This window comes from Sphingobacterium sp. KH_072, from assembly GCF_057837975.1.
The window spans coordinates 1,692,015-1,715,310 of sequence record NZ_CM174457.1 but is presented as its reverse complement, the minus strand read 5'-3'; the positions used below and the strand labels follow the sequence as shown (position 1 = coordinate 1,715,310).

The window sequence follows — 23,296 nt, the reverse complement described above, 5'->3', positions numbered from 1 at the left end:
TAACCTTTTTTCAATCGTCATATATTCAGGGTTTTAGATCGTTATTTTTCTGTAACCCACATCGCTGTTCCTGTAACACCACAACATTTCATCATTTATTTTGACATGTCACGACATGTTCTTATATTTACACCGTGTATATGTGTTCATGCAGGGTGGCTTTAGGGTCATTCTGCATCTTTTAAGCCACAGCACGTGTAGTTATGACAGAGATCCAATTGCAAACAGCCGCGAATACCTGGTTGTGGAATACCTACCCACAAACAAGACGTAAATTCTTCCATGTTCCTAACGGTGGAAGCAGAAATGCAGTAGAGGGGATGCAACTTAAAGCCTCAGGTGTTGTAGCAGGTATTCCTGATTGTATCCTAATCCACAAAGGTCTAGCCTACGGTTTTGAATTTAAAACTACCACCGGTACCGTATCACCAGCGCAAGCAAAAGTCCATTTAGTTTGGCAGCAGGATGGCACACCGGTATACATCATACGCAGCTTGGAGGAATTCCAGCAAGCCATTACGGCAATACTAGGTCAACCCCAATCACAACAATTAGCAAAGGAGGTAGCGGCATGATCCCAACAACCATCAACCTACAGCAATACCTTCAGCAGTATCATCCAGATATCGCCGAAGAAGTATACTCACGTTTCAAATCGATTCCATGTACGCCTGAGGTAATCCATCAGGTCCACAATCACACCTTGACTATTGCCTCCGAAACATGGCAAGTGCAAATCGTATCAATAGCAGCAGCTTTACTTCTTGTATCTCCTGAGACGATCTATACTGATTGTGGTATTCGACGTAACAGTGGAGTAGCAACTATGCTTGGTAAGCAGATCGGGGTATCACATCAGGTGATCAGCAAGAAGGTGGAAAGAGCTCGTCATTACTACACTCATGTGAACTGGGTACGTGATGCGGTAGATCAAATTGTAAAGGAGGTGAAAGGGAATGGGTAAGTTGACAGCAAAGCAGGAACAATTCTGTCAGGAGTATTTGATTGATTTGAATGCAACGCAGGCAGCGATACGTGCTGGGTATAGTGAAAGAACTTCCCGACAGATAGCTGAACAGAACATGTCAAAACTTGACATTCAAGTTCGTCTAAAGGAATTGCAACAGGTTCGCAGCGAACGCGTGCAGATTGATCAAGATTACGTTCTTACTACTATCGTTGATACGATCGAGCGTTGCAAGCAAGCTGAGCCTGTGATGATCAAGGAAGATGGTGTTTGGGTTGAGTCCGGAGAATATAAATTTGATGCTCAAGCGGTACTGAAAGGCGCGGAGCTCTTGGGTAAGCACCTAGCGATGTGGACTGAAAAGATGAAGCTGGACGCCAACATCAACGGATCGATCAGCCCGGAGAACTGGCTTAAATTACAAGGTGAGTAGCTATGGTTGTTGCAAAGCCTCAATTCCAACCAATGTATACGGACAAGGATCATTTCATTGTCTTGGTTACTGGTGGTCGAGGTTCTGGAAAATCTTTCGAAGTATCCACTTTCATCACCAGGCTAACATTTCAGAAGGGACATAAGATTTTATACAGTCGATACACAATGAAGTCGGCGGACATCTCGGTAATCCCTGAGATACGTGGAAAGATTGAACTGGATGGCGTTTCAAAGCATTTCTCTGTCAAGTCCGAGGATATCATCAACGAATACTCGAAGAGCGAGATCATGTTTCGTGGTATCAAGACCTCTTCTGGAAACCAAACGGCTAATCTGAAATCTATTGAGGGTCTTACTACATTCGTTGGTGATGAGATGGAAGAATGGCAAAGTGAGGATGATTATGATAAGCTGATTCTTTCCATTCGTAAGAAGGGGATACAGAACCGCGTGATCTTGATCATGAACCCATCCAATGATGAGCATTTCGTTTACAAAAAGTACATCCAAGACACTCATCGTATCGAAGTAATCGACGGGGTAGAGGTTCAGATCTCAACTCACCCTAACGTCCTGCACATCCACACAAGCTATCTAGACAACATCGATAATGTCAGTGATACATTTCTGGCTGAGATCGCTGAGATCAAGCAAAAGAGTGAGAAGCAGGCACACTTAGCAGCTATTTCGGAATATCCGGACACTAGTAGCGGAGCATACCACAAAGCTTATCACAAAGCATTTCAGAAGACCAAGTATGCATATGTAGTTATTGGGCGTTGGGCTGATATTGCTGAGGGCGTGATCTTCACAGATTGGGAAGAAGGTGAGTTTGATCAAAGTTTACCTTATCTGTATGGTCAGGATTACGGATTTTCGATTGATCCTACGACGCTAATTAAGGTGGCTATTGACGAGCGTCGCAAGCGCGTGTACGTGCAGGAGAAGTTCTATAGTAAAGCGCAGCTTAAGCTTCAAAACGTCTACAACATGAATACGACCTACATTGATGCTCCGAATGATCTTATTGTAGGTGATAGCGCCGAAGATCGACTGATAGCGGATCTGGCAGCAATGGGATTAAACATTGAGGAATGTGACAAAGGACCTGGAAGTGTGAAAGCTGGTATCGCGGATCTTCAGGATTATACGATCATAGTTAGTCCTGACTCCCCAAACATCAAGCGAGAGCTGAAAACATACGTCTGGAGCGATAAAAAGGCAAATATACCCGTAGACTCCAATAACCATACAATCGATCCTATACGGTACGCAAAGCGCCGCCACAAGAAAGGATTGACCAACATCGACGATTCAATCATAGGAATGTTTGGGTAGCACCAAGCAACCACCACACGCAATATTATGAAGCAGACAAAACAAGCACAAGCACCAGTTCAGCCCCAAATCATCGAAGAGATGGGCAAGAAGGCAGCGCCTACCTATGAGGTGAACCTAGAAATCAATCCAGATGATCACGCTATTCACGATGAGCAGATTCGTAAGAAGAAGGCTATAGTCAAGAAGGTGATGGGCACGGATGGTAAGCCGGTGATGATGGCTGATGGTGTGACGCCGTCAACGCAAACTGCTTACGTTGATCCTGCGCGTTTATCCTTATCGCTCCAGGACATCATTGTAACGCGCCGTGTGGCCTTTATGAACCTGGGCAAGGTAAAGCTGTTCTCTGAGCCGCAAGGGCAGCAAGAGGAGCGCGCGTTCTCGTTACTACAACGCCTTCGTGAAAATAATAAAGTTGCCTTCAAGGAATCGGAACTAGCTAATCTAATGAACCGTGAGCTGCAATCTGCTAAGCTTTGGTACTCTGTTGATACGATGGATGCAAGCCATTGGGGCGGCTACAGTGCAGTCAAGAAGAATTTTAAGGTGCAGATCCTTGCGCCAAGCAAAGGTGATACGCTTCTTCCAGTCTTCGATAATCATGGTGACCTAGTCTACTTTGGTCGTGGCTATGAGATTGAAAAGCAAGCAGGGGAGGAAACAGGCGGCACCGGCGGTGGAGGTGATGATAAGGTTAAATGCCTTGATGTTTACAGCCAGGATAAACTGCACCGCTTTCAGCAAGGTGGTGGATCCGGAGCAGGTGAGGGATGGGCATTGATTGATACGGTTGATCTTCCATATGGAAAGATACCAGTGATCTACTACAGCAAGGACCGTCCAATATGGGCGAACGTGCAACCGCTGATTGAACGTCTCGAAACGGTGATATCCAACTTTGCAGATACCAATGATTACCACGCATCACCAACGCTTATATTCAAAGGAGCAACTGGAGCGCAGGCTCAGGAGAAAGGGGAGAGTGGTAAGGCTGTTTTGCTTACTGGTGAGCATGCTGATGCTAAATACGTAACTTGGGATCAGTCAGTCGATGCGGTTAAGCTCGAGATTGATACGCTGGTCAACTTCATCTACTCACTAACCCAAACTCCAAACATCAGCTTTGAGGAAATGAAGGCTTTAGGGAACCTATCTGGAGTGGCTTTTGATCGCGTGTTTATTGATGCGCATTTGGCTAGTCGGAGGGAAATTGAAGGCGGCTACGGTGAGCTGATCCAACGAGGAATCAATCTGGAGATGGCATTGCTGGCAAGCATGGATACGTCTGTATCTGGCGCTATGCAGACGCTTAGCGTCACATTCGAAGCGCCGCACTTTCAGTTAGAGGATCTAGATGCCGACGTAGGCTTAGCTATTAAAGCGAAAGATGGTGGATTGATCAGCGTTGAGACTGCAATGGGTATCAGTGGACTTGTGACCAATGTTCAGGATGAAATGGATCGAATGAAGGGTGAGGTGACGGCTGCAAGTAAGGATGATAAAAATATTTAAAATAATTATGACATGTCGTGACATGTTATTATATTTGAATATGCAAGGGAAAGCATGCAGCATGCCTGTGAAAGCATGATAGTTCTTTTTACAACCGTTACCCGATAGGGGTGAGCTAATCAAAAAGCAATAAGGGATCGCAAATGCTCGATCATGGATGTGTTACCACGCATCCTATTAACCTGCGACGGTTGTTAATTAATCATGGGGCGTTTCTGCATAGGGCAGGTGGTGGCGGTTCGAAACCGTTGCGCTCCACTTCATAATTTAGGTTAATTGGTTAGTATGGCCGTGGGACTCCCCCCGTTTCTCACGGCTTATTTAAAAACAGGGGACACAATAAAGAGCCATGATCCACGCCATCTATATATACTTTATCATTAATGCATTCTTAGCTGGTGGAGTTTCGGATAATTGGAAGCAATTAATACTTTACTTCTTTTTTGGGTTACCATATGCAATTTGCCTGATTCTATTCGAAAGAGTAATCAAACCTGTATTGGAATCACTAGAATTGATCACACTATATCGCTTGTATTTCACCAAGCACTTTGAAGGTGAAAACCATACTACATGGAAAGAAATCCTATTGGACATTTATCCAAAATCGTCACGCTACCGCAAATGGGTGATTAGGAGGATTGCTAAGAAGTATGGGTGGGATAATTTTTAGTTTCTAAGTATATTCAAGGTAGTTCGCGGTAAATATTATATATTTATTGATATTTGTGTCAGATGCGCAGCTTTGGTGCGGAGTCTCTCAATTTAAAGTTAAATGGCTAGAGCAGATTTAATATTAAAATTAGTTAAAGCAGGTGCCGGTGGAGATAACGCCCTATTTAAAAAGGTAGTAGAATCTTTGATTGCGGAGGAGCGTGGAAAGCAACATAATGTTGTTGCAGCCCAGCTAGAAGATGCTTTACATAGCAAAAATTATCCGCTGCAACGGCAAGTAAACGGTGACCGTAAAGAGTATGAAAAAATTGAAAGCTTTTTATTAAGAACAATCCCTAAAAAAAACTTCTATGACATTATTTTAAACGACGAAAATAGAACTGTAATTTCTGAAATGATTGAAGAGCATCACAGAAGCGAGCTTTTAAGGTCATATAATTTAGAACCAAGAAATCGAGTTCTTTTGGTGGGGCCTCCAGGAAATGGAAAGACTTCTTTGGCCGAAGGCATTGCTGAGCAATTGATGGTGCCGATGTATACTATAAGATATGATGGTATTGTAGGGAGCTATTTGGGCGAAACAGCGAATCGGTTAAAAGTCATGTTTGATTATATAAAAACGCAAGAATGCGTACTTTTTTTTGATGAATTTGACGCGATCGGTAAAGAACGAGGCGACATACATGAAACTGGTGAAATTAAACGAGTTGTTAGTTCCTTGTTACTTCAAATAGATAGTTTGCCTAGCTATGTGGTAGTTATAGCTGCAACAAATCATTCAGAATTATTGGATAGGGCAGTTTGGAGACGATTTCAGATCAAACTACAAATGGATAAGCCCGATAAAAAGATGATTGAGCACTGGATTTTTAATTTTTTACAAAGGTCCAACCTTGATGTGAACCTTATTACATCATCATTAGCATCAAGATTGGTAGGGTTGAGTTTTTCTGAGATTGAAGAATTTATTTTAGATATACAAAGAAAATATATACTTTCACTTCCAGAAGGAAATATTGATCGTATTATCAAAAAATCCATCAACCAAATTAACCATAAGTTTCACATAAGTGATGGCTAAAAAACCGATACTGATCTTTTCAGAACCTGCAATCGCATCTAAAGATGCTCTTCCTTCTGGGCGAACAACTACCCATTATCCCAATAAAAATAGGCAAATTGAAAGGCTTAATAGGGAGATTAATAACCTTGAAACAGTATTAGAAAATCAAACTGCTTTTTTGGCACAAAGTCCTGAGAATCTTGTTTCCGAGATGATTCTAGTGCTAGAGATTGCAGGAACGCTGAATGATTTTTTCGGAGCTGTCAGCAAAACTGAGGGTATGGAATTTTTGTCTGAATTACAGCAGACCTTTAGCGCTGATGACGATTTTTTTACTCTGGACAAATCGGGGGAACGCACTGATAAACCGGTATTATCTCGTTTGTTTCTAACTATGACAAACGAAAGGGCAATTTCAGAGCTACAGCAATACTGGCGTAAATATAAGAATGAAAACAATCAGGAAGAATTTATTCGGGGCACAAGTAAATTTAAAAATCTATTTGACCAACTAAATGATTTGCGACCATATAGTATTGAAGATAGATTAAAAGATACTGGTTTCATCGATTATTTGAATGAGTTTAGATCAAATCAAATAGAGCGTATAAATTTTGAAATTGAACTTGTTTATCACAGAGATGATGCCAGGAATCAGAGAAATTTTGAATTGGTTAGCAGGCTACTTCAGGAAAATGGAGGAGAAACAAAAGCTAGATCTAGATGTGTAATTCCAGAAATATCATACCATGCATTTATCGCCGAAGCGCCATTAAATTGTTTTGATATATTATCTGAGGATACGAATGTTAAATTTTTAAAAGCTCAGCAGATCCTATATTTTCGACCAGTCGGACAAGCTATTTTTTTTCCTAAGCAAGATGCTGATTTACAGGACGTAGAAGATGTAGTTTTTGACGATAGAAATTTTAGACCTGAAGAGCCAATATTAGCACTGTTAGATGGATTACCTTTAGAAAATCATAATAAGATACGAGATCATATTATAGTAGACGATCCCGAAAATTATGCTCAGACGTATATATCTTCTGAACGAAATCATGGTACAGCTATGGCTTCATTAATAATAAATGGAGATTTAAATAGCAATGAAGATCCACTAAATCGACCTATTTATGTACGCCCAATTTTAAGATCTTACGGCGGCATCGAGTGCTTGCCGGAGGACAAACTACCTATTGATATTGTTCATCAAGCTATAAGACGAATTATTGAAGGCGATGGCGAAATTGGTCCAGTTGCTCCCAATGTCCACATTATAAATTTTTCAGTTTGTGATCCTTATCGTCCGTTTAATACAAATATAAGTTCTTGGGCAAAATTGATAGATTGGCTGTCAAACAAATATAATATTTTGTTCATTATCAGCGCTGGAAATTATACTGATGATTTGTATCTAAATATACCTTCTTTAGATTTTGATCAATTGTCCTCTGATGATATTGAAGAGAAAACACTGATGAGTATTGTGGAGAGTAATTTTAATAGAAAAATACTTACTCCCGCTGAATCTATTAATTCAATAACAGTTGGATCAACTTATACTGATGATTTCGAAGGCGATGAATTTGAGCCAAGAAAAAGCGTAATTATCAATAGAAATACCCTGAGCCCATTAAGTAGGATTGGATTTGGCTTCAATGGTTCTATAAAGCCTGATATGTTAATGCCAGGTGGACGACTAGCGTACCGAAAACCTTATCTGCAGAGAGATAGAAACCTGACTAAATTAACCTTTGATTCTAACACATTAGCCAGCCATCCCCCAGGGCATCTATGTGCAATTCCGGGGAATGAAGGAAATTTGAATAAGGCCGGCTACTTGCACGGTACAAGTAATTCTGCAGCGTTAACGAGTAGATTAGCATGCCAGTTATATGAGATGTTAGAGAACTACAACGTTGATCGTCTTAACCCAGTCTTACCCTCAGAGTACTTCACTGTCTTAATAAAATCACTGCTAGTTCATGGTGCAAACTGGCAAGATGCGCAAGTTAAGTTGTCGTCAATACTTCGTGATACTGGTCAAATAGCGCCGAATTCGCTAAAAAAACATATTCATCCATACCTTGGATATGGATCGGTGGACTTTGAAAGAATATTGTACTGTACTGATCATCGAGTAACACTTTTAGGATTTGGTAAACTCACTTGTAGAGAGGATGCTAATGCACATTTATATTCGTTCCCATTACCTCCATCTTTAGCAGGAATTAATATTGAAAAAAAACTGACTATAACTTTAGCGTGGTTAAGTCCTCTTAATTTTAACAGCAGCAATTATAGACAATCTCATTTATTTTTCAATAACTTATCCGAAAATGAGTTAATAGACTTGGAAAGGGAAAATAGTGATTATCGCATGTCCAAGAAAGGCACAGTCCAACATGATATTTTGATTGGCAATCGCGCGGATGCATTTATAGATGGTGATACACTAAGTATTAAAATTAGTTGTAGAAAAGATGCTTCAGGCCTTTCTATTAATACCGAAACTAGATACGGCCTTTGCGTGACTCTGGAAATAAGAGAAAATGTTCATACTGAGATTTACGAAGAGGTTAGAGAGAGAATTAGAGATAGAGTAAGACCGCGCGCCTAACAAGGGACTATTTCAATTAATAATTTTTTTAATTTCTATTCTTTGTATCTAATCCTTTTACGCACGCCCGTACTTCACACAATCCACCACCACCAAATACCCGAAACCAACAGCATAGGAAACTATCCATCGCAGCACATGTTGTCCTATTAAACAGATAGTTCAACTAAAACATGTATAGATATGGTAAGGATTAAGAATAAAATAGGATCAGCAATGTTAGCTGCAATAGAATCATTCGTTAGTGGCATCTCAACTACCATGCAGTTATTAGGTCAGGATAAAAATACACTAGTTGTCGTGAGACTGACAGATCCTTTGAGATATAAAAAGTAGAATAGTAGTACAATTGAATAGTAGTACGTGATTATTGAGCCTTCCTTCGGGGAGGCTTTTTTATTACTCAAGGTGATCCGATATGTCAATCAAATTATCAACGACTGGCTTAAGATTGACCTTTATAACGTGAAGATCATTGATAACCCCGTCCTGTTGAATAACTTCAAGTTGTATATCTGCATTTTTGCTTGTCATAGAAATCGCATGTTCTGATGTTCTTGGTAGTGATTCGTAACCACCAGTCGTAGTGTTTTTAATCATTAGTTTCCGGTCTTGAGAATCATATACGAAAAGGTAAAAAGGTAATACAGTAGGTGAGGTCCGTAAACCACTCTTGTCATTCCAAGATTCTAACTTCCTTAGAATAGCAGTTTGCAATTTGTTCTGTTTGACCATCTCCTTCTTCATGCTTGCGGTGTTAGCACAAAGGACAAAAAAGCAAATTAAAATGGCTACTGATAAGACGAAGGCAAGTAATTCTATCATAATTTTTGGTTTTTTAATAAAGATACAACTCTTTAATCATCCAAAATACGGAAAGCCATAATGCATCTTACCAGTTGCAACCGACCCCCGTTGCAACCCCTAACACTTTAACCCACCATCACCCCTCCATACTTTTGTAATCAGGCGTACACGTATGAGCAGCGCAGCTCTATACGGTTATAACTAAATCACAAAGAAATGGACTTCAAAAAACTAATTAGAGCATTACTTCAAAGCAAATTTGGAGGCGCACAACTCTCAGAGGCTCGTGTGAATGAGCTGATCGAAAAGGTAAAGGACAAGGTAACCACGGAAGAGGAACTGGAAGCAAAGTTGGTTGCATTCAATGAGGCTTATGCATTCACTGAGATTGCAAAAGACGACGACCGGTACCGCACAAAGATTGCGGAATTGGATAAGTTGAAAAAGCCGGCCGACGATCCAGCACCAGTAGATCCTGCTAAGCCAACAACGACCGATGATATGCCCGCATGGGCGAAAGCTTTGATCGAAGGGAATAAGACCGTTACAGAAAAGCTTGCTGCTCTTGAGGGAAACAAGGTCGTTAATGACCGTCGCTCCGCAATCTTAGCTAAGATCAAGGATGCGGACGAATCGTATTCTGGCAAAGTACTTCGCGATTTTGGCAGAATGTCTTTCGCAGACGATGCAGCCTTCAATGAGTACCTGGGCGAGGTAGAAACAGACTTCACCACGCATACCCAAACCGTAGCTGAGAGTAAATTAGGGAATGATGCTCCATTTCGAGGCGTCGGTAAAGACGGCAAAATAACCGAGGCAACTAAGGAAGAGTTGGATTCGGTAATGGGAGAAATTGGATTATAAATAATCAAATGGGAACAGTAATAAATTTAGACAACGACGGTACCATCGTCGACGCTTCCAAGGACACGGTGATTGTCACCAAGAATTTGGAGTCTGTCCGTGGTGGCCGCGCGCTTGATGTCACAGGCTTCGCGCCGAAGGTTATCAATGCAGGTCATGTGATCATCACAGACACCGCGACAAAAAAGATTTTCAAGCCAATGCCAGTAAATCCGGCTGGTGATGCATATTTAGCTTTGCCTGCGGATCATGAGTATGCTCACGTGCAGATCAATACGGTCTTAAAAGCGAAACCTGCCGCTGGTCTGTTAGTGCGAGGTACAGTAAACCACAAAGCGTGTGTCATTGAGCCTACAGCAGAGGCGATGGAGGCTTTAGGGCCATTAATCATTTTCAGAGAGGACTAAGAACTTATGGAAAAATCATTATTTATTCAGTGGGTACAAAAGTTCTTTCCGGGAATTATTGTGCGTACGGTCGAAACATTAAACGATACCAAGCGGCCATTGGCTTACTTGCATACGACAATGTTGCGTCCGGTTTTCTCTGTAACAGGGAAATGGGAGAGCCTATCAGCATCCTTTAGCTTAGTTGCTGCAGATGTGGTGGCCATGGATTCGGAATTACCATTAAAGTCACGTGATCAGATCTCGCAGGCGAGCGGTGACATCCCTAAAATGGGTATCGAGCTTGCATTAAATGAGACTGAACTTACTCAGCTTGATACGTTGATTGCCAATGGCGCAACCAATGGGCAGGTGATTGCGAAGCTATTTGCTGATACGCCGCGTGCTATCGGTGCAATTTACGAGCGTAACGAAGCCATCTTCTTGCAAGGGTTTTCTACCGGTATTACCATCGTAGATGATCCGGAGAATGTCGGTGTTGGTGTTCGCTGTGATTACAAGTACAAGGTTGATCATAAGTTCGGAGCGGAAGCTTTGTATACCGATAAGGTAAATGCGAAGCCATTTGATGACTTCCAACGTATTGTTGACAAAGCCACGGAAGACGGTAATACCATTGTTGCAGTTTACACGGATACGCCAACGATCAACGCTATTGCAGCGACCAACCAAGCTAAGGAGTATTACTCATTTAACCAAAATAGTACTGGCAACAAAGAGATTCCAAACCTTGATTTCGATCAATTGAACTCTCTAGTGAGCAAACGTTTCGGTTTTACCTTCATTAAGGTGGATCGTACTGTTAAAGTGGAGCGTAACGCTAAGCGCACAACGATCAAGCCTTTCGCGGCAGGTGCTATGGTGTTTGTTTCTACTACTACCGTAGGTGAGTTGGTTTACGCACGATTGGCAGAGGAAAACCATAAGCAAGCTGGTGTGGAGTACAGCAAAGCCAATGAGTATATCTTGGTGAGCAAGTTCCGTCAAACAACACCATCCTTGAAAGAGGTGACGCGCGCTCAGGCTCGCGTGGTACCGGTGGTTACGGCCATCGACGAAATCTATTTGTTGGACACTAAAACTATTCAAGCATAATGGCAGAGGATAATACAAAAGCAGGAGCGGAGGCAACTGCTCCTGCGTCTACTGCGCAAGGCGCAAATGAGGCAGCGGCAACAGTAGATGCAAGCAAGTCTAAAGGTAAGGCAAAACCAGCGAAACACACCGTCATCACTCCATTTGCTGATAAAGACAATTTCGGCAAGATGTGGAAGGAAGGTGATGATGTTTCTCATTTCGACGAGGGGCGTTTGGCTAGCTGTGTGAAACGTGGTTTAGTAAAGAAGGGATAGCATATGGCAAGCGTTAAGGAAGTCTTGAAGGCATCGATGGGATATAAGTTCCCGGATGCTACGGTCACATTAATTTTGGAAGAGCACGGTTTGGCGCCAGACGCACCACGTGAATCAAGTAACAACGATCAGACTAAATCTATGGATCTGTCTCGCGCTGCACTTCTTGACTTTCTTATCACGCTACCAAAAGCTGTTCGCGAACTCGATTACCAGATTACTCAGCAGGATGCACAAGCATTAGCAGATATGCGCAGGCGTATCCTAGCCAAATGGGGTATCATTGAGCCCTTAGGTGACTCAGGTTTCGTTGATTTATCAAATACACATTAGAAGATGTATCCAGACCAATATCCAGATAAGCTTGTTAGGCAGGGAGAAACGATCGATCAAGCATTGCCTTGTAGATTCTATCCCAACTCGCGAAGTCGCGGTATGAAGAAGGTAAAAGACGGTAACGAAGTTGATGTGCAATATACGATCGCCATGCCAGAGGAGACGCCAAATCTAGCTATCGGGGAGCTGGTCACCGGATATGATGAAAGAGGACAGGTTATAGTTTGGAACGACACGGTAGCAATATTTCACCATGGACAGTTTCATTGTGTAGCGTATGTATAATCACGAAGGATATGCGGAATGTTTAGACTTGAATTAGATATGACACCTGCGGAACTTGATGCATTGTATCTCGAGCAGATAGAAGAAATGGACCGTCAAACGCTAGATGCATTCAAAAGGGTGCTTGCAAGAGCATTGGAGATTCAGCGCGCTAAGATGCGCCCAGACGATGGTTACGATGATCAGACGGGTCAACTGCGGTCTTCTACTGGAGGCATTATCTATCGTAATGGTGTGATTCTGCATGAGGACTTTCAGTTAGCACCTTATGGCACGGATAAAGCACCGGGAATGGATGCTGGCCGTGAATTGGCATTGCGTGAAGTAAAGCTTGCGCGGAGTAGTGGTGATTCTTCGGGTTGGGGGATTACAATAGTGGCAGGTATGGATTACGCCAGCTGGTTAGAGAATGCTCATGGTAAGTCAGTCGTGAGGGATGCGCTTCGAGAAGTCGAAAAGAGTTTGGATCAAGCGTTCAATGAAATAGAAGTATGAGCAAGCGAGAATTGAAAAGTTCAGTCGATGGGATGGAAGATGTGAAGCTTGTGCTTTTTAGCGTTGGCATTGCAGATATGCTTTCTGGTGAAATTAGACTTCTACAGCGCAAGTTGAACAGCACTAAGGAAGATTGTGTAATCAATACGCTCATCTGGGATGCCGATCAAATTCAAGGCGGCATATTGAATGTCAACTTCCATGTTCCTAATCTTACTGGCCAGCGCGGAGATAATCCGACAGCGATTGATAACACACAACCAAATATACCGCGATTGCATGAACTGGGAAAGGTTGCGGCAGCTGCTCTTGATGGCTTTGAAGGTTTTGACTTTTCATTGAAGCTGCGTGATCCTGGGCAAGTGGATAATCACGGCAATCAGTGGATTTATAATATTCAGGTGGAGTATACCTTTCTACGGAAAGATATCATATAGGCGTGGCGGCATATCGCTAGGGTGGCGACCATTCGCTAGTTAATTAACAGAATTACACGAGGAGGCAACCTCGTTGGTCTCTAACAAAGAATAATATGTTTCCAGTAAAAGGAGTAGAATCTATTGAGTTTGCACCGGTTGGTGCAGATGGCACTTTACCAGCCGCCGGTTGGGTAAAGTTTACCGACATCGAGGATGGATCGGTATCATTCAACGTTCCAGAAGCGACGCTTACCAAAGTTCGTGTTGAGGATAAGGATGGTGTTTGGGCAATTGTCGGCGAAGAAGGAGATGGCGCAAGCGTTACCGGCAAGTCGTTGAACCTTGATCCAAAGATTGCTGATTTGCTTTTCAAAGGTATTGCAAATTCCACGGCTACCAACAAATTCGAAGCGCCAATCAATAGCGCCAATGTAGTCAGTCTTGCTGTGCGTGTTACCTCACGTCCTAGATTAGGTCATAAGATGGTGTTCGTCATTTTGAACGGAGCTGTTGTGGCTCGTATTGAAAACCCATTGACCAAGACTGGTGCTGAGTTCCTGTCATTAGGATTCACAGCAGAAGCAACGGCGGTGAGCGATGCAGATGGCGATCCAGTATCACCTTGGTACTACGAGAAAGTTGCGGTAGCTTAATGAGCTAAGTATTAAAGTTTACATGCCCCTACTTGCCAACGTAATCAAGTAGGGGTTTTTTACATCTGAAAAATGACACAAAGAGAAATTGCAAATACATTTACTGACCAACCTACCAAGATAGGCGTGGTTCGCGTGCCGAAGTGGGGTGTTATTGGCCGCGTGTTGGGATTGTATCGTACGAAAGAATTGTCCATACCTGGACTTCCGCTTGGTAAAGTTCAGCTAATTGCCGCAGAGTTTGACGATATGTTAGGTGGTGAGGAGGTTGAAGGGATGATTCAATCTGACCAGATCAATGTGCTGTTAAAGAGTAATCTACCTAAGCTAACTAAAGTGATTGGTATGGCTGTGAGTCGGGGAGCAAAAATGCCAAGCCGAGACTTACTAGCTGCATTGAGTGAACAATTTACGATGCCTGAATTAGCAGAGGCGATATCGGAAGTCTACCGGAGGTTGGACTTATCGACTTTTTTCGGCATTTTGGCTTTGACCAAAAGTCTGAATCTAAGCGATACCCAGGATCCGCAAGCCCATGGGCAACCATCATCAACACCGCCATCGCTACCAAAGGATGGTCCGAGCATCAGCTAGTCTGGGAGACTTCCTACCAGAACTTACTATTGTACACATTATGCATGCCGTCCGCCACAGGAGATTCCGATGATACGCCAAGCAAACGACGTAGCAGTGATGGTAAAGTGATTGACATGTTTGCCATGTTTGAAAGTAGGGATCAGTAAGGTAGTGGTTGCAACAGGCATCCGTTGCAACCCCCTTTGCTTGCCCTGCCTATCCTGAATAGGGAACTTTGAAATACCCACAAAACTCGGGTATACATGGCTGATTTAAGGTATAGGGTTGTTGTTGATGATGCTGAAGCTCGCAGAAGATTACGTGAGCTTTTGTCGAATACGGGTGTTTCGTCTCAAGCAGGATCTGGCGGCGGAGCAGATGATGCAAAGAAAGCTGCTGCTGGTATAGAGGACGTACGCCGGGCACAAATTAGCCTTAAAGATGCTCAGGAAGCTGCGGTTAATTCGCTAAAAAATCTCCGTCAAGAAAGAGCAAAGGAGTTGAGCGAACTTACAACGCTCAAGCAAATTGAATCTGAGGCCGCTACCGTTTTAGCTGAAAAGAAAGCGAAGACCGAAGCACTAACCCAAGCTCAGCAAAAAGCCAACATCGAACTTCAAAAAAGCCGTAAGGATGCGGTAGAATATAACCTTGCCCTTAAACAACAAGCTGAGGAACGCCGTAAAGCTACCGAGGAAGAGCGAAAGGCTGAAAAGGTTCTTCGTGATGCCCAGAAGGTCCTTAAAGATGCGGAACGCCAACAGGCACAGCTGGAGAAAGCGGCTGCCCGTCGGCGCAAGCAGCTACAACAAGAAAGCAGCGAATACTATCAACTAAATCAAGCCCTTGGCAAAGTTCGCAAGGAAACTAAAGATTTACTTGCTGAGATGTTTCGTCTTGAGCGCCAAGGCAAAAAGAACTCTGCTGCTTATGAGTTTTTACGCCAAAAGGCTGAAGCTCTAACTAAACAAACGCAATACCTCGATAGTGGCATCAAAAAGATCGATGCAACTTTAGGACTTCACCAGAGGCATGTGGGAGACTACGGTCGCGCAATGGAAGAGATGAGCCCTATCATTATGGACATCAACCGTAAGCTTGGGCTGTTCGGCACTTCCATAGATCAATTGGCAGGTAAGCCTGCGGCTATTAAAGAGCTAGGTGCTGCATTTGTCACCATGGGCCGTGGCATCGTTTCCTTCCTACTTTCCCCGATCGGCCTTCTCATCATAGCAGTTACTGCATTATTTAAGTTATTTACTGGCAACAAACAGACGGTAATTGATTTTAACAATGGCTTGCTGAATGTGAGCAAAACTACTGGTTTAGCTGGCGCTGAATTGCAAAGCTTATCTGATGCGATCATTAAGCTTTCCCGTTCACTTAAGACTGTAAGCACTGATAAACTATTAGAATACGCTACTGTTGCTGGTCAGTTAGGTGTTAAGGGATCTGCTAACATTCTTGCATTTACCGAGGCGCTTGCCAAATTGGAAACAGCATCTGATATCAGCGGTGAAGAAGGTGGCGCACAGATCGCTCGTTTGCTAACGCTTGTGGATGGTGGTGTTCAGAATGTAAAAGCCTTTGGTGATGAGATTGTCAATCTAGGTAATAACTTCCCAGCAACTGAGGCAGAGATATTGGCCAATGCTACTCGTATTGCGCAGGCAACAGGTGTGTACAAGATTGGCCGCCAAGAAGTGCTTGCCTACGCAACAGCTACCAAATCAGTCGGTGTAGAGGCCGAGCTTGTTGGATCTACTATGGGTCGTACGCTTGGTATTCTAGAAAAGGTAATTCGTACTGGTAAAGGAGTTGAGACAGTTTTAAAGTTAGTAGGTGGAACTCAGGCTGAACTAGGAGCGAGATTCCGAGCAGATGCAGCAGGCGTACTGACTGATTTTATTGGTGGGCTGAATAAAGTTAAAGGTGGTGCATCTGGAGTTAATCAGGCTCTTTCTGCGATTGGTATTAGTGCCATCAGAGATAGGACAGTGCTTGGCGCACTCGCAACTAATGGTTACGATGTATTAACAAATTCCTTAGAGAAAGTTCGTGATGCCACTGGAGCTATGGATGATGAGTTTGGTACGGCATCTCAGAAGTTGGTGAATCAATCCGCGCGCGTTGGGATCGCTTGGGACAATCTTGTGCTAAGCATCGAGAATGGGCAGGGAGTTATTGGTAAATCATCAATTGCTATTGTAGGATTCTTTGCGGACATCATTGAAGCTATCACACCTGCTGGTTCGGCAACTCAAGCTCTTACCGAGGAATACATCAAGCAGCGTAATGAAGTGGCTGCGACAGAAGGTAAAATAAAGCCGCTTTTAGAACGCTACGATGAATTAAAGCATAGCGGTCACTTAAACACCAAGCAACAGAAAGAATTGAAGGATATCATTCAGCAAATTGCTGCTGTAATGCCGTCGGCAGTATCGGGATGGAACAGTTTGGGAGAAGCCTTGGATATTAATCGATCGAAGGTTTTAGGGCTTACAGAAGCGCACCGTGAGTTACTAAGAGAAATGAACCTGTCAACCACTCGTGAACTGAATCAGCAGTTCGAGCAGCAGGCTAAAATGGCCGATAGAGCATATAAAATTCTAAACAATAACAAATTCGATGAACTTGGATTAGAAAGGCATCGAGAAAGATTTGCCACTGTTAAGAACGAACTACTGAATACAGCTGAAGAACTTCGAAGCATTGGTAACACACTTACTAGCGAGCAGCGTGATGTCCTAGATAGATATGGATTCTTTAATGCTGGTATAGTGGATGCTGAACTACCAGCACGTTTTAAAAAGGTAGATAATACAGTAGTTGGTGATGTTGATGAAGCAGCTCGTAAAAAAGCCGAGGATGCCGCTAAACGAGCTGAAGAGCAGCGCAGACAAGCATTCGAACGCCAGCGTGCGTTGCAGTTGTCTATTGATGCGATTAATGAGCAGGCTTCACGAAATAATCTAACCCGTGATCAGCAGGAGATTGCATCGATTAAAGACAAGTATGCAAAGATTGAGGAAGAGGTTCGAAAATTCTACGATAATCCAAAGAATAAGGATTTCAAAGTTGATATGAGCGGATTGCAGCGCTCAAAGGATTTTGAGGTTTCTGAGGCAGAGACTAGGCAAAACTCTACCACATTAGCCAAGTCACTTGACGCGCAAAAAGCGTTGGTTGATGAATACAATGCATACGCCGAATCAACTTCAATTGAAGCTGCTGAAAAGCGATTTGCCAAGGAACTAGAACTCATCAAAAGCTACCGCCAACGGATCGAACAGGAGCGCGCAAAAATTGGTGCGGCACAAATGACCGCTTCAGCCTTTGGGATGTTCGGTGCTCCGGCAGCATTGACGTTGGCGCAGCAAGAAGCTGATAAGGCTTTAAAGGAGCGAGGCGAGGCGTTTGATAAGGAGGAGGTTCGGCGTCAAGATCAGAAGTTTATCAAACTAATAAATGCTTATCAAACTTTCGAACAGAAGCGAAAAACGGTTTTACGTGAATCAAATGAAGAGATAACAAAGCTTGAGTCTGCTGGAGAAAATGAACGTGCTGAGGTAGCGAGGAAGGAACGTGATAAAGCGTTGGCTGAAATTGGAAAATCCAATTTGATGTCTTTGGAAGAGTTTAAAAAATTGACAGAAGATTTCGAAGACTTATCTGTAAAAGCTGGTAGAAATGCAGCCAAGCAAGCAAAAAAGATGTTCGAAAATTACATACACGGCTCAAAGTTAACTCAAGGAGAGATCAACAACTTACGAAGTTTTTTCACAAAGTTCTTTGTTGAAATAGATGAGGCATTAGACAACAGGATAGTTGCAAACTTTGACGCTTTAGCAGCTTCGATTGGCAGAATATCATCATCGCTTGGCTCTATTGATGATGCTCTAGGTAAGAATTTGCAAAATGTAACGAATCTAGTATCAGGACTTTCAGACGTTAGGGCTGGTCTTGTCGGGATGAAACAGGCCAGTAAAAATGGTGATATAATGTCCGGACTAGCTTCATTTGGTGGAGCGTTTGGAGGGCTGGTCGCGGCCGTCGGCGGAATTTTCAGCAATGTACTTTCCAAGCAAGAAGATAAGTGGCAAGAAAAGCAAGCCATGGAGCAAAAGCAGATGGAAGCTCGGAATCGTGCTCTCGAACATCAGCTAAATCTTCTTAATGACATATACGGTACAGATCGATTGGATAAATACCGCTCAATTTTGAAAGAACTAGATGACCAAGAAAGGGGTATAAGAGATTCTTTGGAAGGACGCGTTCAATATACTGGGGACAGGAAGACTGACGGTTACATCGATCAATATAACGCAGGTAAAATCACAGAGAAAAGCTTAGAAGAAGCCGAAAAACATGCGCGTTGGATGTTTGAAAATTCTAAAAATTCTGGGACTGGACCAAACTATACTTGGTTAAATCAAGCAGAGGAGTACAAAAAAGCTTTAAAAGCTATACGTGAGTCGGCAAAGCTAACAGGCGACGAATCTATTGAGTGGCTTCTTGAGAATGCTAATCTAGACGATGATACTATCAAAAAGCTGATAGAATTAAAAGATAAAACGGAAGAATACAAAAATATTTTAAAGCAATTAAAGGCTGAGTTAACAGGTACATCTATTAGTGCGTTGGCAGACGAAATAGCATCCATGTTCGAAAACGGAACTATAGCCGCAGAAGACTTTGGGAACAATTTCGAGAAGATAATGCAAAAAGCTTTGGTGAATTCTTTCAAGCAAAAACTGATGCAAGAGCAGTTGGAACCATGGTTTGATAGTTTTTACAATATGTTAGAAGGTAGTGATGGATTGCCGACAAAAGAGCAAATTGATAAAAAAAGGCAAGAGTATTTGAAAATCGGAGAAGATAGCCAAAAGAGGTGGGAAGCAATTGAAAAAGCAACGGGAATTGATATGACTGGCCAATCCTCGTCATCTCTCAAATCAGAATCAGTAGCTAGGCAGCTAACTGAAGCAACTGGAGGCGAGATTGTCGGCATGTACCGCGCTGGCTATGATATTGCCAAGCAGCAGCTTAATATTTTGCATAGCCAGCAAGCAACACAAGTCAATCTACTGGCGGTTGCGCAAAATAAATTGATCGCTCTAAATGCTATTCAGGTGAATACCTACAATACCGCCTCAGAAGCACTGAATATCGCTAATAACACTGCTAATATGCTGAATGAGTTAAAAGCCGTCAACCGAAACTTAGGAGGTAAGTATGTCAACTAACCTCAACACCACTCCAGCAACATCGCTTGGCCTGTACTTCCGCAGAGGATCGTTGTACAGCGAATTGCTAAAGCTTCCGAAACCCAAAGAGCGCTTTTACAACGAATGGCCTGATCAGCACGGTAGAGAGTACGACACGACATCTCCGACAGTGTACGAGCCATTAGAGTATAGCATCGCTTGCTATTTGACAGCTGATAGCATCGGTGATCTCCAGCAGAAGCGTTCGGACATTTTGGAGCTAATATCCAAACCAGAAGGTTTCACTCTTTTCAGCCAAACGCTCGGAAGAGGCTTTGCATTGAGATACATCGAGAGCGGTTCATTCAATACGCTAAATCCGATCTGGAGCAAAGGCAAATTGTACTGCGAGTTTACCCTAACGCTAGAAAACAACTTCGCACCTACCGAGCAGCTTTTTCGGTTAGAGGATATCAACAACATCGTATTGACAGAGCAAGGCGAAGAAATATATGTAATGGACTACACAACGCAATTCTAATGAATATTCAAGTATACAGACGTAACGTATCAACAATAGAACTGCCTTTAAATGCTGCTACCTTCACTCGCAAGCTGATGGCTGAGCATGAATTGGTATTCTCATTTGCTACGCCGGTAAATCTTGATTTGCGTGTTGGAGATACGCTCACTTATAAGGGCGAGTTAATGACGCTCAATAATGATCCAGAGCGAACGCTAACACATCTGAAAGAATACAACCTCACATTTCAAGGCCAGCGCCATACACTCGAAAGATTCATTTTAAAGGATGAAGGGAAAGCTACGTTTGATTACTTCGGGGAATTGGATGTGTTTATGTCTATGTTTTTGGAGTACGTCAATAGCGTGGATGCAGGTTGGTCGATAGGTGAGCTGGATGCAACAGAGCCAATATCATTACGTTTTGATAAAGTAGATTGTTACTCCGCGCTTAACGATATTGCTCAAGCATTTGCTTATGAATGGCAGATCAAAGGAAAGGTAATCAGTATCAAAAAGACGATCGGGACAGCTACGACATTATCTTTTAGCTACGGCATGGGTAATGGCCTATACAGCCTTACTAGAAATCTGCTAGAGAATAGCCGTATAATCACAAGAGCATACGCGTACGGTGGCACGCAGAATTTGCCTAAAGATTATCCGTACCAGCAGCTTACCGTTCCTGGTTATTTGGAGGATTCGGCACTCATTCAAAAGTACGGCTTGCGAGAAGGCTATGTTGAAGATTTGGAAATCTATCCAAATCGAACGTCGTCCGCAACCGAGGTTGGTCAAATCAATGAAGGTACGTTTCAGATCATCGATACAGCACTGGATTTTGATTTGAATGGCCTTCGTATAGCCGGAGAGGATGCGTACATCGTTTTTAAATCTGGCATTCTTTCGGGCATGCAGTTTAAAATTCTATCATACAATCCCACTAGGAAATCTATCCGTTACGAAGCCAATAAAGAAAGCAACGGTACTTTGATGCCTAGAGCAGGTTTAGTTGCAGAGGTAGGCGATCAATATACGCTGATTGGCATTCGTATGCCAGAAACATATGTTACGGCAGCACTTGCTAAGCTAGACGAAAAGCGTCAGGAATACTTTGCAGACAATAGCGTGCCGCGCTTGGCTTACGATCTAGATATCGATGTTTTGCATTTGAAACGCCTAGCAGTTGAACCTGGGGAAGGTGATATCATCAACATAAAAGATGCAAGTGAAGGGATCGATGAAGATATCCGCGTGACATCCATTTCATATCCAGCCCATTTTCCGGACGTACTAGAGCAGGGTATGCAGTTTACGTGCGAAGTAGGCAATGATATTACCTACACCCGGGTGCAGAAGATCGAGAAGGATATCAGAGACACGCGGAACGTCGTGACGCAAGTCAGTCGTGAGAGCTGGGAGAATGATCGTCGCAACATATTGGCGTTAAACGAATTTAAGAGCATGGTTTTCGATCCTGATGGCAACTTGGAGAATCCATTGATTCAAGCGATCGCCGGACTCTTTGGTACCGATAGCCAGTATTATGATTTAGTGGATGTGGTGATGGATGTCAATGCCGGCGGTGATCCGAATGCTTTCACAATGACCGGTGGCCGTTTGGTGCATAAGCGATACATTATCGAGGGACTAGGTTACATCTGGCAATTGGCGCCATTCAGCGCGACAGGACTAGATCCATTGAAAGCATATTACCTCGCTGCCAAATGTAGTCGCACATCCCTCACAGGTGAATGGGTGCTGAGTGAGGAACAGATCGCGACGGATGGTGGACTTGGCGACACGCATTGGTACTTCAACCTAGGCGTACTTTCAAGCGTATTAGATGGATCGCGCAGCTTTCGCCCAACCAAGATGTTCACGATGATCAGCGGCGGCAACATTGAGACAGATACCATAACCGCCTACTTCATCAATGTAGTGCGCCTATTCGCTCAGGTGATTACTGTCGGATCTGAAGGCTTTGTCAATGCTGGTATTTCCGGATTATCAGATAAAGAGAATCAGTCAGTGAGATTTTGGGCTGGTGCAGATGCACAAGGGAAAGACACGGCGCCTTACCGTGTGCTCAACAATGGCAGCCTATATTCCACACGTGGCTTTATAGGTGGGTTCGATATTAATCAAGATTCACTTCGTATCGGTAGAGATGATACTTGGGAGGTAAATGAGCAATCCGTATTCATGACACCAAAGTACTTTCTACTTCGAGACAACGGTACTATCAGAGGGCAACGTCGTGAGTTCGCATGGAATCTATACAAGGAAGTTATGGGAGCAAGGAGTTCGGCAGCGGCTTCCATTTTCAATACTATCGCCACTGCGGATGCTCAGTTTCCGTACACAAACATCGCATTGCAGCTCGAGGCTCGAAATGGTAATCATAATTATGCATTAGTAATTGCCAATGGCACTTCAAAGTTCCGCGCGGTATGTCATGATTTTCAAAATATAACAGCGGCAAATCAGACGATTGATGATGGGGTGTCTACGGTTTTTGTAGCAGAAAGCACTATTCCTGTTAGGTTAAACCTACCCACATTTCCCAAGCTAGGATATCAAGTAACAATTAAAAATCTAAGTCCTAACGATTTCGAATTACACTCAACGAATGGATCAATAATTCAACTGGATGGATCACTAACACCATCTAATTTTTTTAGGCGACGAGCAATCAAAACATTCTTTAATAACGGACAATATTGGATCGAAATGTATAGTCAATCAACACAATAA

General features: G+C 43.0%; 23 protein-coding genes. 21 read left to right on the top strand and 2 right to left on the bottom strand.

Translation table 11 applies throughout. The features are described 5' to 3' along the window. The first annotated feature begins 203 nt into the window (after positions 1-203). The 8 genes from AC3IRT_RS08000 to AC3IRT_RS07965 all read left to right on the top strand — a co-directional run bounded on the left by AC3IRT_RS08000 (position 204) and on the right by AC3IRT_RS07965 (position 8,616). Complete coding sequence (locus tag AC3IRT_RS08000; protein ID WP_489395871.1) at positions 204-575, top strand: VRR-NUC domain-containing protein; 372 nt, start codon at positions 204-206, stop codon at positions 573-575. After that, positions 572-964 (top strand): hypothetical protein, encoded by a 393-nt coding sequence (locus AC3IRT_RS07995; RefSeq protein ID WP_489395870.1) that lies wholly within the window; start codon positions 572-574, stop codon positions 962-964. The genes AC3IRT_RS08000 and AC3IRT_RS07995 overlap by 4 nt, the downstream gene beginning before the upstream one ends. Continuing rightward, positions 957-1,400 (top strand): terminase small subunit, encoded by a 444-nt coding sequence (locus AC3IRT_RS07990; protein WP_489395869.1) that lies wholly within the window; start codon positions 957-959, stop codon positions 1,398-1,400. Before AC3IRT_RS07995 ends, AC3IRT_RS07990 begins: the two co-directional genes overlap by 8 nt. 32 nt (positions 1,401-1,432) lie before the next feature. Beyond that, a complete protein-coding gene (locus AC3IRT_RS07985; RefSeq protein WP_489395868.1) occupies positions 1,433-2,740 on the top strand; it encodes a PBSX family phage terminase large subunit in 1,308 nt (435 codons plus the stop codon). Between the two features lie 27 nt (positions 2,741-2,767). Continuing rightward, complete coding sequence (locus AC3IRT_RS07980; protein ID WP_489395867.1) at positions 2,768-4,255, top strand: phage portal protein; 1,488 nt, start codon at positions 2,768-2,770, stop codon at positions 4,253-4,255. A gap of 349 nt (positions 4,256-4,604) precedes the next feature. Next, on the top strand, positions 4,605-4,928 hold the full coding sequence (locus AC3IRT_RS07975; RefSeq protein WP_489395866.1) for a hypothetical protein: 324 nt from the start codon (positions 4,605-4,607) through the stop codon (positions 4,926-4,928). Between the two features lie 102 nt (positions 4,929-5,030). Next, positions 5,031-6,011 carry an AAA family ATPase gene (locus tag AC3IRT_RS07970; RefSeq protein WP_489395865.1) on the top strand — a complete coding sequence of 327 codons (981 nt, stop codon included), beginning with the start codon at positions 5,031-5,033 and terminating at the stop codon, positions 6,009-6,011. After that, entirely contained in the window at positions 6,004-8,616 is a 2,613-nt protein-coding gene (locus AC3IRT_RS07965) for a S8 family peptidase (protein WP_489395864.1), read from the top strand. Before AC3IRT_RS07970 ends, AC3IRT_RS07965 begins: the two co-directional genes overlap by 8 nt. A gap of 399 nt (positions 8,617-9,015) precedes the next feature. On the opposite strand, the gene AC3IRT_RS07960 is transcribed toward AC3IRT_RS07965, so the two are convergent. Further along, positions 9,016-9,441, bottom strand: coding sequence for a hypothetical protein (locus tag AC3IRT_RS07960; protein ID WP_489395863.1), 426 nt, complete (start codon positions 9,439-9,441; stop codon positions 9,016-9,018). A gap of 198 nt (positions 9,442-9,639) precedes the next feature. On the opposite strand from AC3IRT_RS07960, the gene AC3IRT_RS07955 reads away from it, so the two are divergent. From AC3IRT_RS07955 to AC3IRT_RS07910, 10 genes are all read left to right on the top strand, one after another. Continuing rightward, positions 9,640-10,287: a hypothetical protein gene (locus tag AC3IRT_RS07955; protein WP_489395862.1), complete on the top strand. Its 648-nt coding sequence runs from the start codon at positions 9,640-9,642 to the stop codon at positions 10,285-10,287. An 8-nt stretch (positions 10,288-10,295) separates the two neighbouring features. Continuing rightward, entirely contained in the window at positions 10,296-10,694 is a 399-nt protein-coding gene (locus AC3IRT_RS07950) for a hypothetical protein (protein ID WP_489395861.1), read from the top strand. A 6-nt stretch (positions 10,695-10,700) separates the two neighbouring features. Continuing rightward, the gene (locus AC3IRT_RS07945; protein ID WP_489395860.1) at positions 10,701-11,789 is read left to right on the top strand and encodes a major capsid protein; all 1,089 of its coding nucleotides are present in this window, start codon (positions 10,701-10,703) and stop codon (positions 11,787-11,789) included. Then, positions 11,789-12,046 (top strand): hypothetical protein, encoded by a 258-nt coding sequence (locus AC3IRT_RS07940; RefSeq protein WP_489395859.1) that lies wholly within the window; start codon positions 11,789-11,791, stop codon positions 12,044-12,046. The genes AC3IRT_RS07945 and AC3IRT_RS07940 overlap by 1 nt, the downstream gene beginning before the upstream one ends. A gap of 3 nt (positions 12,047-12,049) precedes the next feature. Beyond that, positions 12,050-12,379, top strand: coding sequence for a DUF6706 family protein (locus AC3IRT_RS07935; RefSeq protein WP_489395858.1), 330 nt, complete (start codon positions 12,050-12,052; stop codon positions 12,377-12,379). 3 nt (positions 12,380-12,382) lie between these two features. Next, entirely contained in the window at positions 12,383-12,667 is a 285-nt protein-coding gene (locus AC3IRT_RS07930) for a hypothetical protein (protein WP_489395857.1), read from the top strand. 18 nt (positions 12,668-12,685) lie between these two features. Further along, positions 12,686-13,162, top strand: coding sequence for a hypothetical protein (locus tag AC3IRT_RS07925; RefSeq protein WP_489395856.1), 477 nt, complete (start codon positions 12,686-12,688; stop codon positions 13,160-13,162). Next, on the top strand, positions 13,159-13,599 hold the full coding sequence (locus tag AC3IRT_RS07920; RefSeq protein WP_489395855.1) for a hypothetical protein: 441 nt from the start codon (positions 13,159-13,161) through the stop codon (positions 13,597-13,599). Before AC3IRT_RS07925 ends, AC3IRT_RS07920 begins: the two co-directional genes overlap by 4 nt. Before the next feature lie 95 nt (positions 13,600-13,694). Then, on the top strand, positions 13,695-14,234 hold the full coding sequence (locus AC3IRT_RS07915) for a hypothetical protein (RefSeq protein ID WP_489395854.1): 540 nt from the start codon (positions 13,695-13,697) through the stop codon (positions 14,232-14,234). A gap of 72 nt (positions 14,235-14,306) precedes the next feature. Then, positions 14,307-14,828 (top strand): hypothetical protein, encoded by a 522-nt coding sequence (locus AC3IRT_RS07910; RefSeq protein WP_489395853.1) that lies wholly within the window; start codon positions 14,307-14,309, stop codon positions 14,826-14,828. Between the two features lie 38 nt (positions 14,829-14,866). Here AC3IRT_RS07910 and AC3IRT_RS07905 read toward each other — a convergent pair whose 3' ends face one another. After that, positions 14,867-15,058 (bottom strand): hypothetical protein, encoded by a 192-nt coding sequence (locus AC3IRT_RS07905; RefSeq protein ID WP_489395852.1) that lies wholly within the window; start codon positions 15,056-15,058, stop codon positions 14,867-14,869. Between the two features lie 15 nt (positions 15,059-15,073). Here AC3IRT_RS07905 and AC3IRT_RS07900 point away from each other — a divergent pair, with 15 nt between their 5' ends. The 3 genes from AC3IRT_RS07900 to AC3IRT_RS07890 are packed head-to-tail and all read left to right on the top strand — an operon-like array spanning position 15,074 to position 23,296. Beyond that, positions 15,074-20,056, top strand: a complete 4,983-nt coding sequence (locus AC3IRT_RS07900) for a phage tail tape measure protein (RefSeq protein WP_489395851.1) — start codon at positions 15,074-15,076, stop codon at positions 20,054-20,056. Then, complete coding sequence (locus tag AC3IRT_RS07895; RefSeq protein ID WP_489395850.1) at positions 20,046-20,558, top strand: hypothetical protein; 513 nt, start codon at positions 20,046-20,048, stop codon at positions 20,556-20,558. The genes AC3IRT_RS07900 and AC3IRT_RS07895 overlap by 11 nt, the downstream gene beginning before the upstream one ends. Next, positions 20,558-23,296, top strand: a complete 2,739-nt coding sequence (locus tag AC3IRT_RS07890) for a phage tail family protein (RefSeq protein ID WP_489395849.1) — start codon at positions 20,558-20,560, stop codon at positions 23,294-23,296. The genes AC3IRT_RS07895 and AC3IRT_RS07890 overlap by 1 nt, the downstream gene beginning before the upstream one ends.

Excerpts from the sequence above, each read along its gene's own strand:
- AC3IRT_RS08000 (WP_489395871.1), top strand. The coding sequence starts at position 204 with ATGACAGAGATCCAATTGCAAACAGCCGCGAATACCTGGTTGTGGAAT.
- AC3IRT_RS07995 (WP_489395870.1), top strand. The coding sequence starts at position 572 with ATGATCCCAACAACCATCAACCTACAGCAATACCTTCAGCAGTATCAT.
- AC3IRT_RS07990 (WP_489395869.1), top strand. The coding sequence starts at position 957 with ATGGGTAAGTTGACAGCAAAGCAGGAACAATTCTGTCAGGAGTATTTG.
- AC3IRT_RS07985 (WP_489395868.1), top strand. The coding sequence starts at position 1,433 with ATGTATACGGACAAGGATCATTTCATTGTCTTGGTTACTGGTGGTCGA.
- AC3IRT_RS07980 (WP_489395867.1), top strand. The coding sequence starts at position 2,768 with ATGAAGCAGACAAAACAAGCACAAGCACCAGTTCAGCCCCAAATCATC.
- AC3IRT_RS07975 (WP_489395866.1), top strand. The coding sequence starts at position 4,605 with ATGATCCACGCCATCTATATATACTTTATCATTAATGCATTCTTAGCT.
- AC3IRT_RS07970 (WP_489395865.1), top strand. The coding sequence starts at position 5,031 with ATGGCTAGAGCAGATTTAATATTAAAATTAGTTAAAGCAGGTGCCGGT.
- AC3IRT_RS07965 (WP_489395864.1), top strand. The coding sequence starts at position 6,004 with ATGGCTAAAAAACCGATACTGATCTTTTCAGAACCTGCAATCGCATCT.
- AC3IRT_RS07960 (WP_489395863.1), bottom strand. The coding sequence starts at position 9,441 with ATGATAGAATTACTTGCCTTCGTCTTATCAGTAGCCATTTTAATTTGC.
- AC3IRT_RS07955 (WP_489395862.1), top strand. The coding sequence starts at position 9,640 with ATGGACTTCAAAAAACTAATTAGAGCATTACTTCAAAGCAAATTTGGA.
- AC3IRT_RS07950 (WP_489395861.1), top strand. The coding sequence starts at position 10,296 with ATGGGAACAGTAATAAATTTAGACAACGACGGTACCATCGTCGACGCT.
- AC3IRT_RS07945 (WP_489395860.1), top strand. The coding sequence starts at position 10,701 with ATGGAAAAATCATTATTTATTCAGTGGGTACAAAAGTTCTTTCCGGGA.
- AC3IRT_RS07940 (WP_489395859.1), top strand. The coding sequence starts at position 11,789 with ATGGCAGAGGATAATACAAAAGCAGGAGCGGAGGCAACTGCTCCTGCG.
- AC3IRT_RS07935 (WP_489395858.1), top strand. The coding sequence starts at position 12,050 with ATGGCAAGCGTTAAGGAAGTCTTGAAGGCATCGATGGGATATAAGTTC.
- AC3IRT_RS07930 (WP_489395857.1), top strand. The coding sequence starts at position 12,383 with ATGTATCCAGACCAATATCCAGATAAGCTTGTTAGGCAGGGAGAAACG.
- AC3IRT_RS07925 (WP_489395856.1), top strand. The coding sequence starts at position 12,686 with ATGTTTAGACTTGAATTAGATATGACACCTGCGGAACTTGATGCATTG.
- AC3IRT_RS07920 (WP_489395855.1), top strand. The coding sequence starts at position 13,159 with ATGAGCAAGCGAGAATTGAAAAGTTCAGTCGATGGGATGGAAGATGTG.
- AC3IRT_RS07915 (WP_489395854.1), top strand. The coding sequence starts at position 13,695 with ATGTTTCCAGTAAAAGGAGTAGAATCTATTGAGTTTGCACCGGTTGGT.
- AC3IRT_RS07910 (WP_489395853.1), top strand. The coding sequence starts at position 14,307 with ATGACACAAAGAGAAATTGCAAATACATTTACTGACCAACCTACCAAG.
- AC3IRT_RS07900 (WP_489395851.1), top strand. The coding sequence starts at position 15,074 with ATGGCTGATTTAAGGTATAGGGTTGTTGTTGATGATGCTGAAGCTCGC.
- AC3IRT_RS07895 (WP_489395850.1), top strand. The coding sequence starts at position 20,046 with ATGTCAACTAACCTCAACACCACTCCAGCAACATCGCTTGGCCTGTAC.
- AC3IRT_RS07890 (WP_489395849.1), top strand. The coding sequence starts at position 20,558 with ATGAATATTCAAGTATACAGACGTAACGTATCAACAATAGAACTGCCT.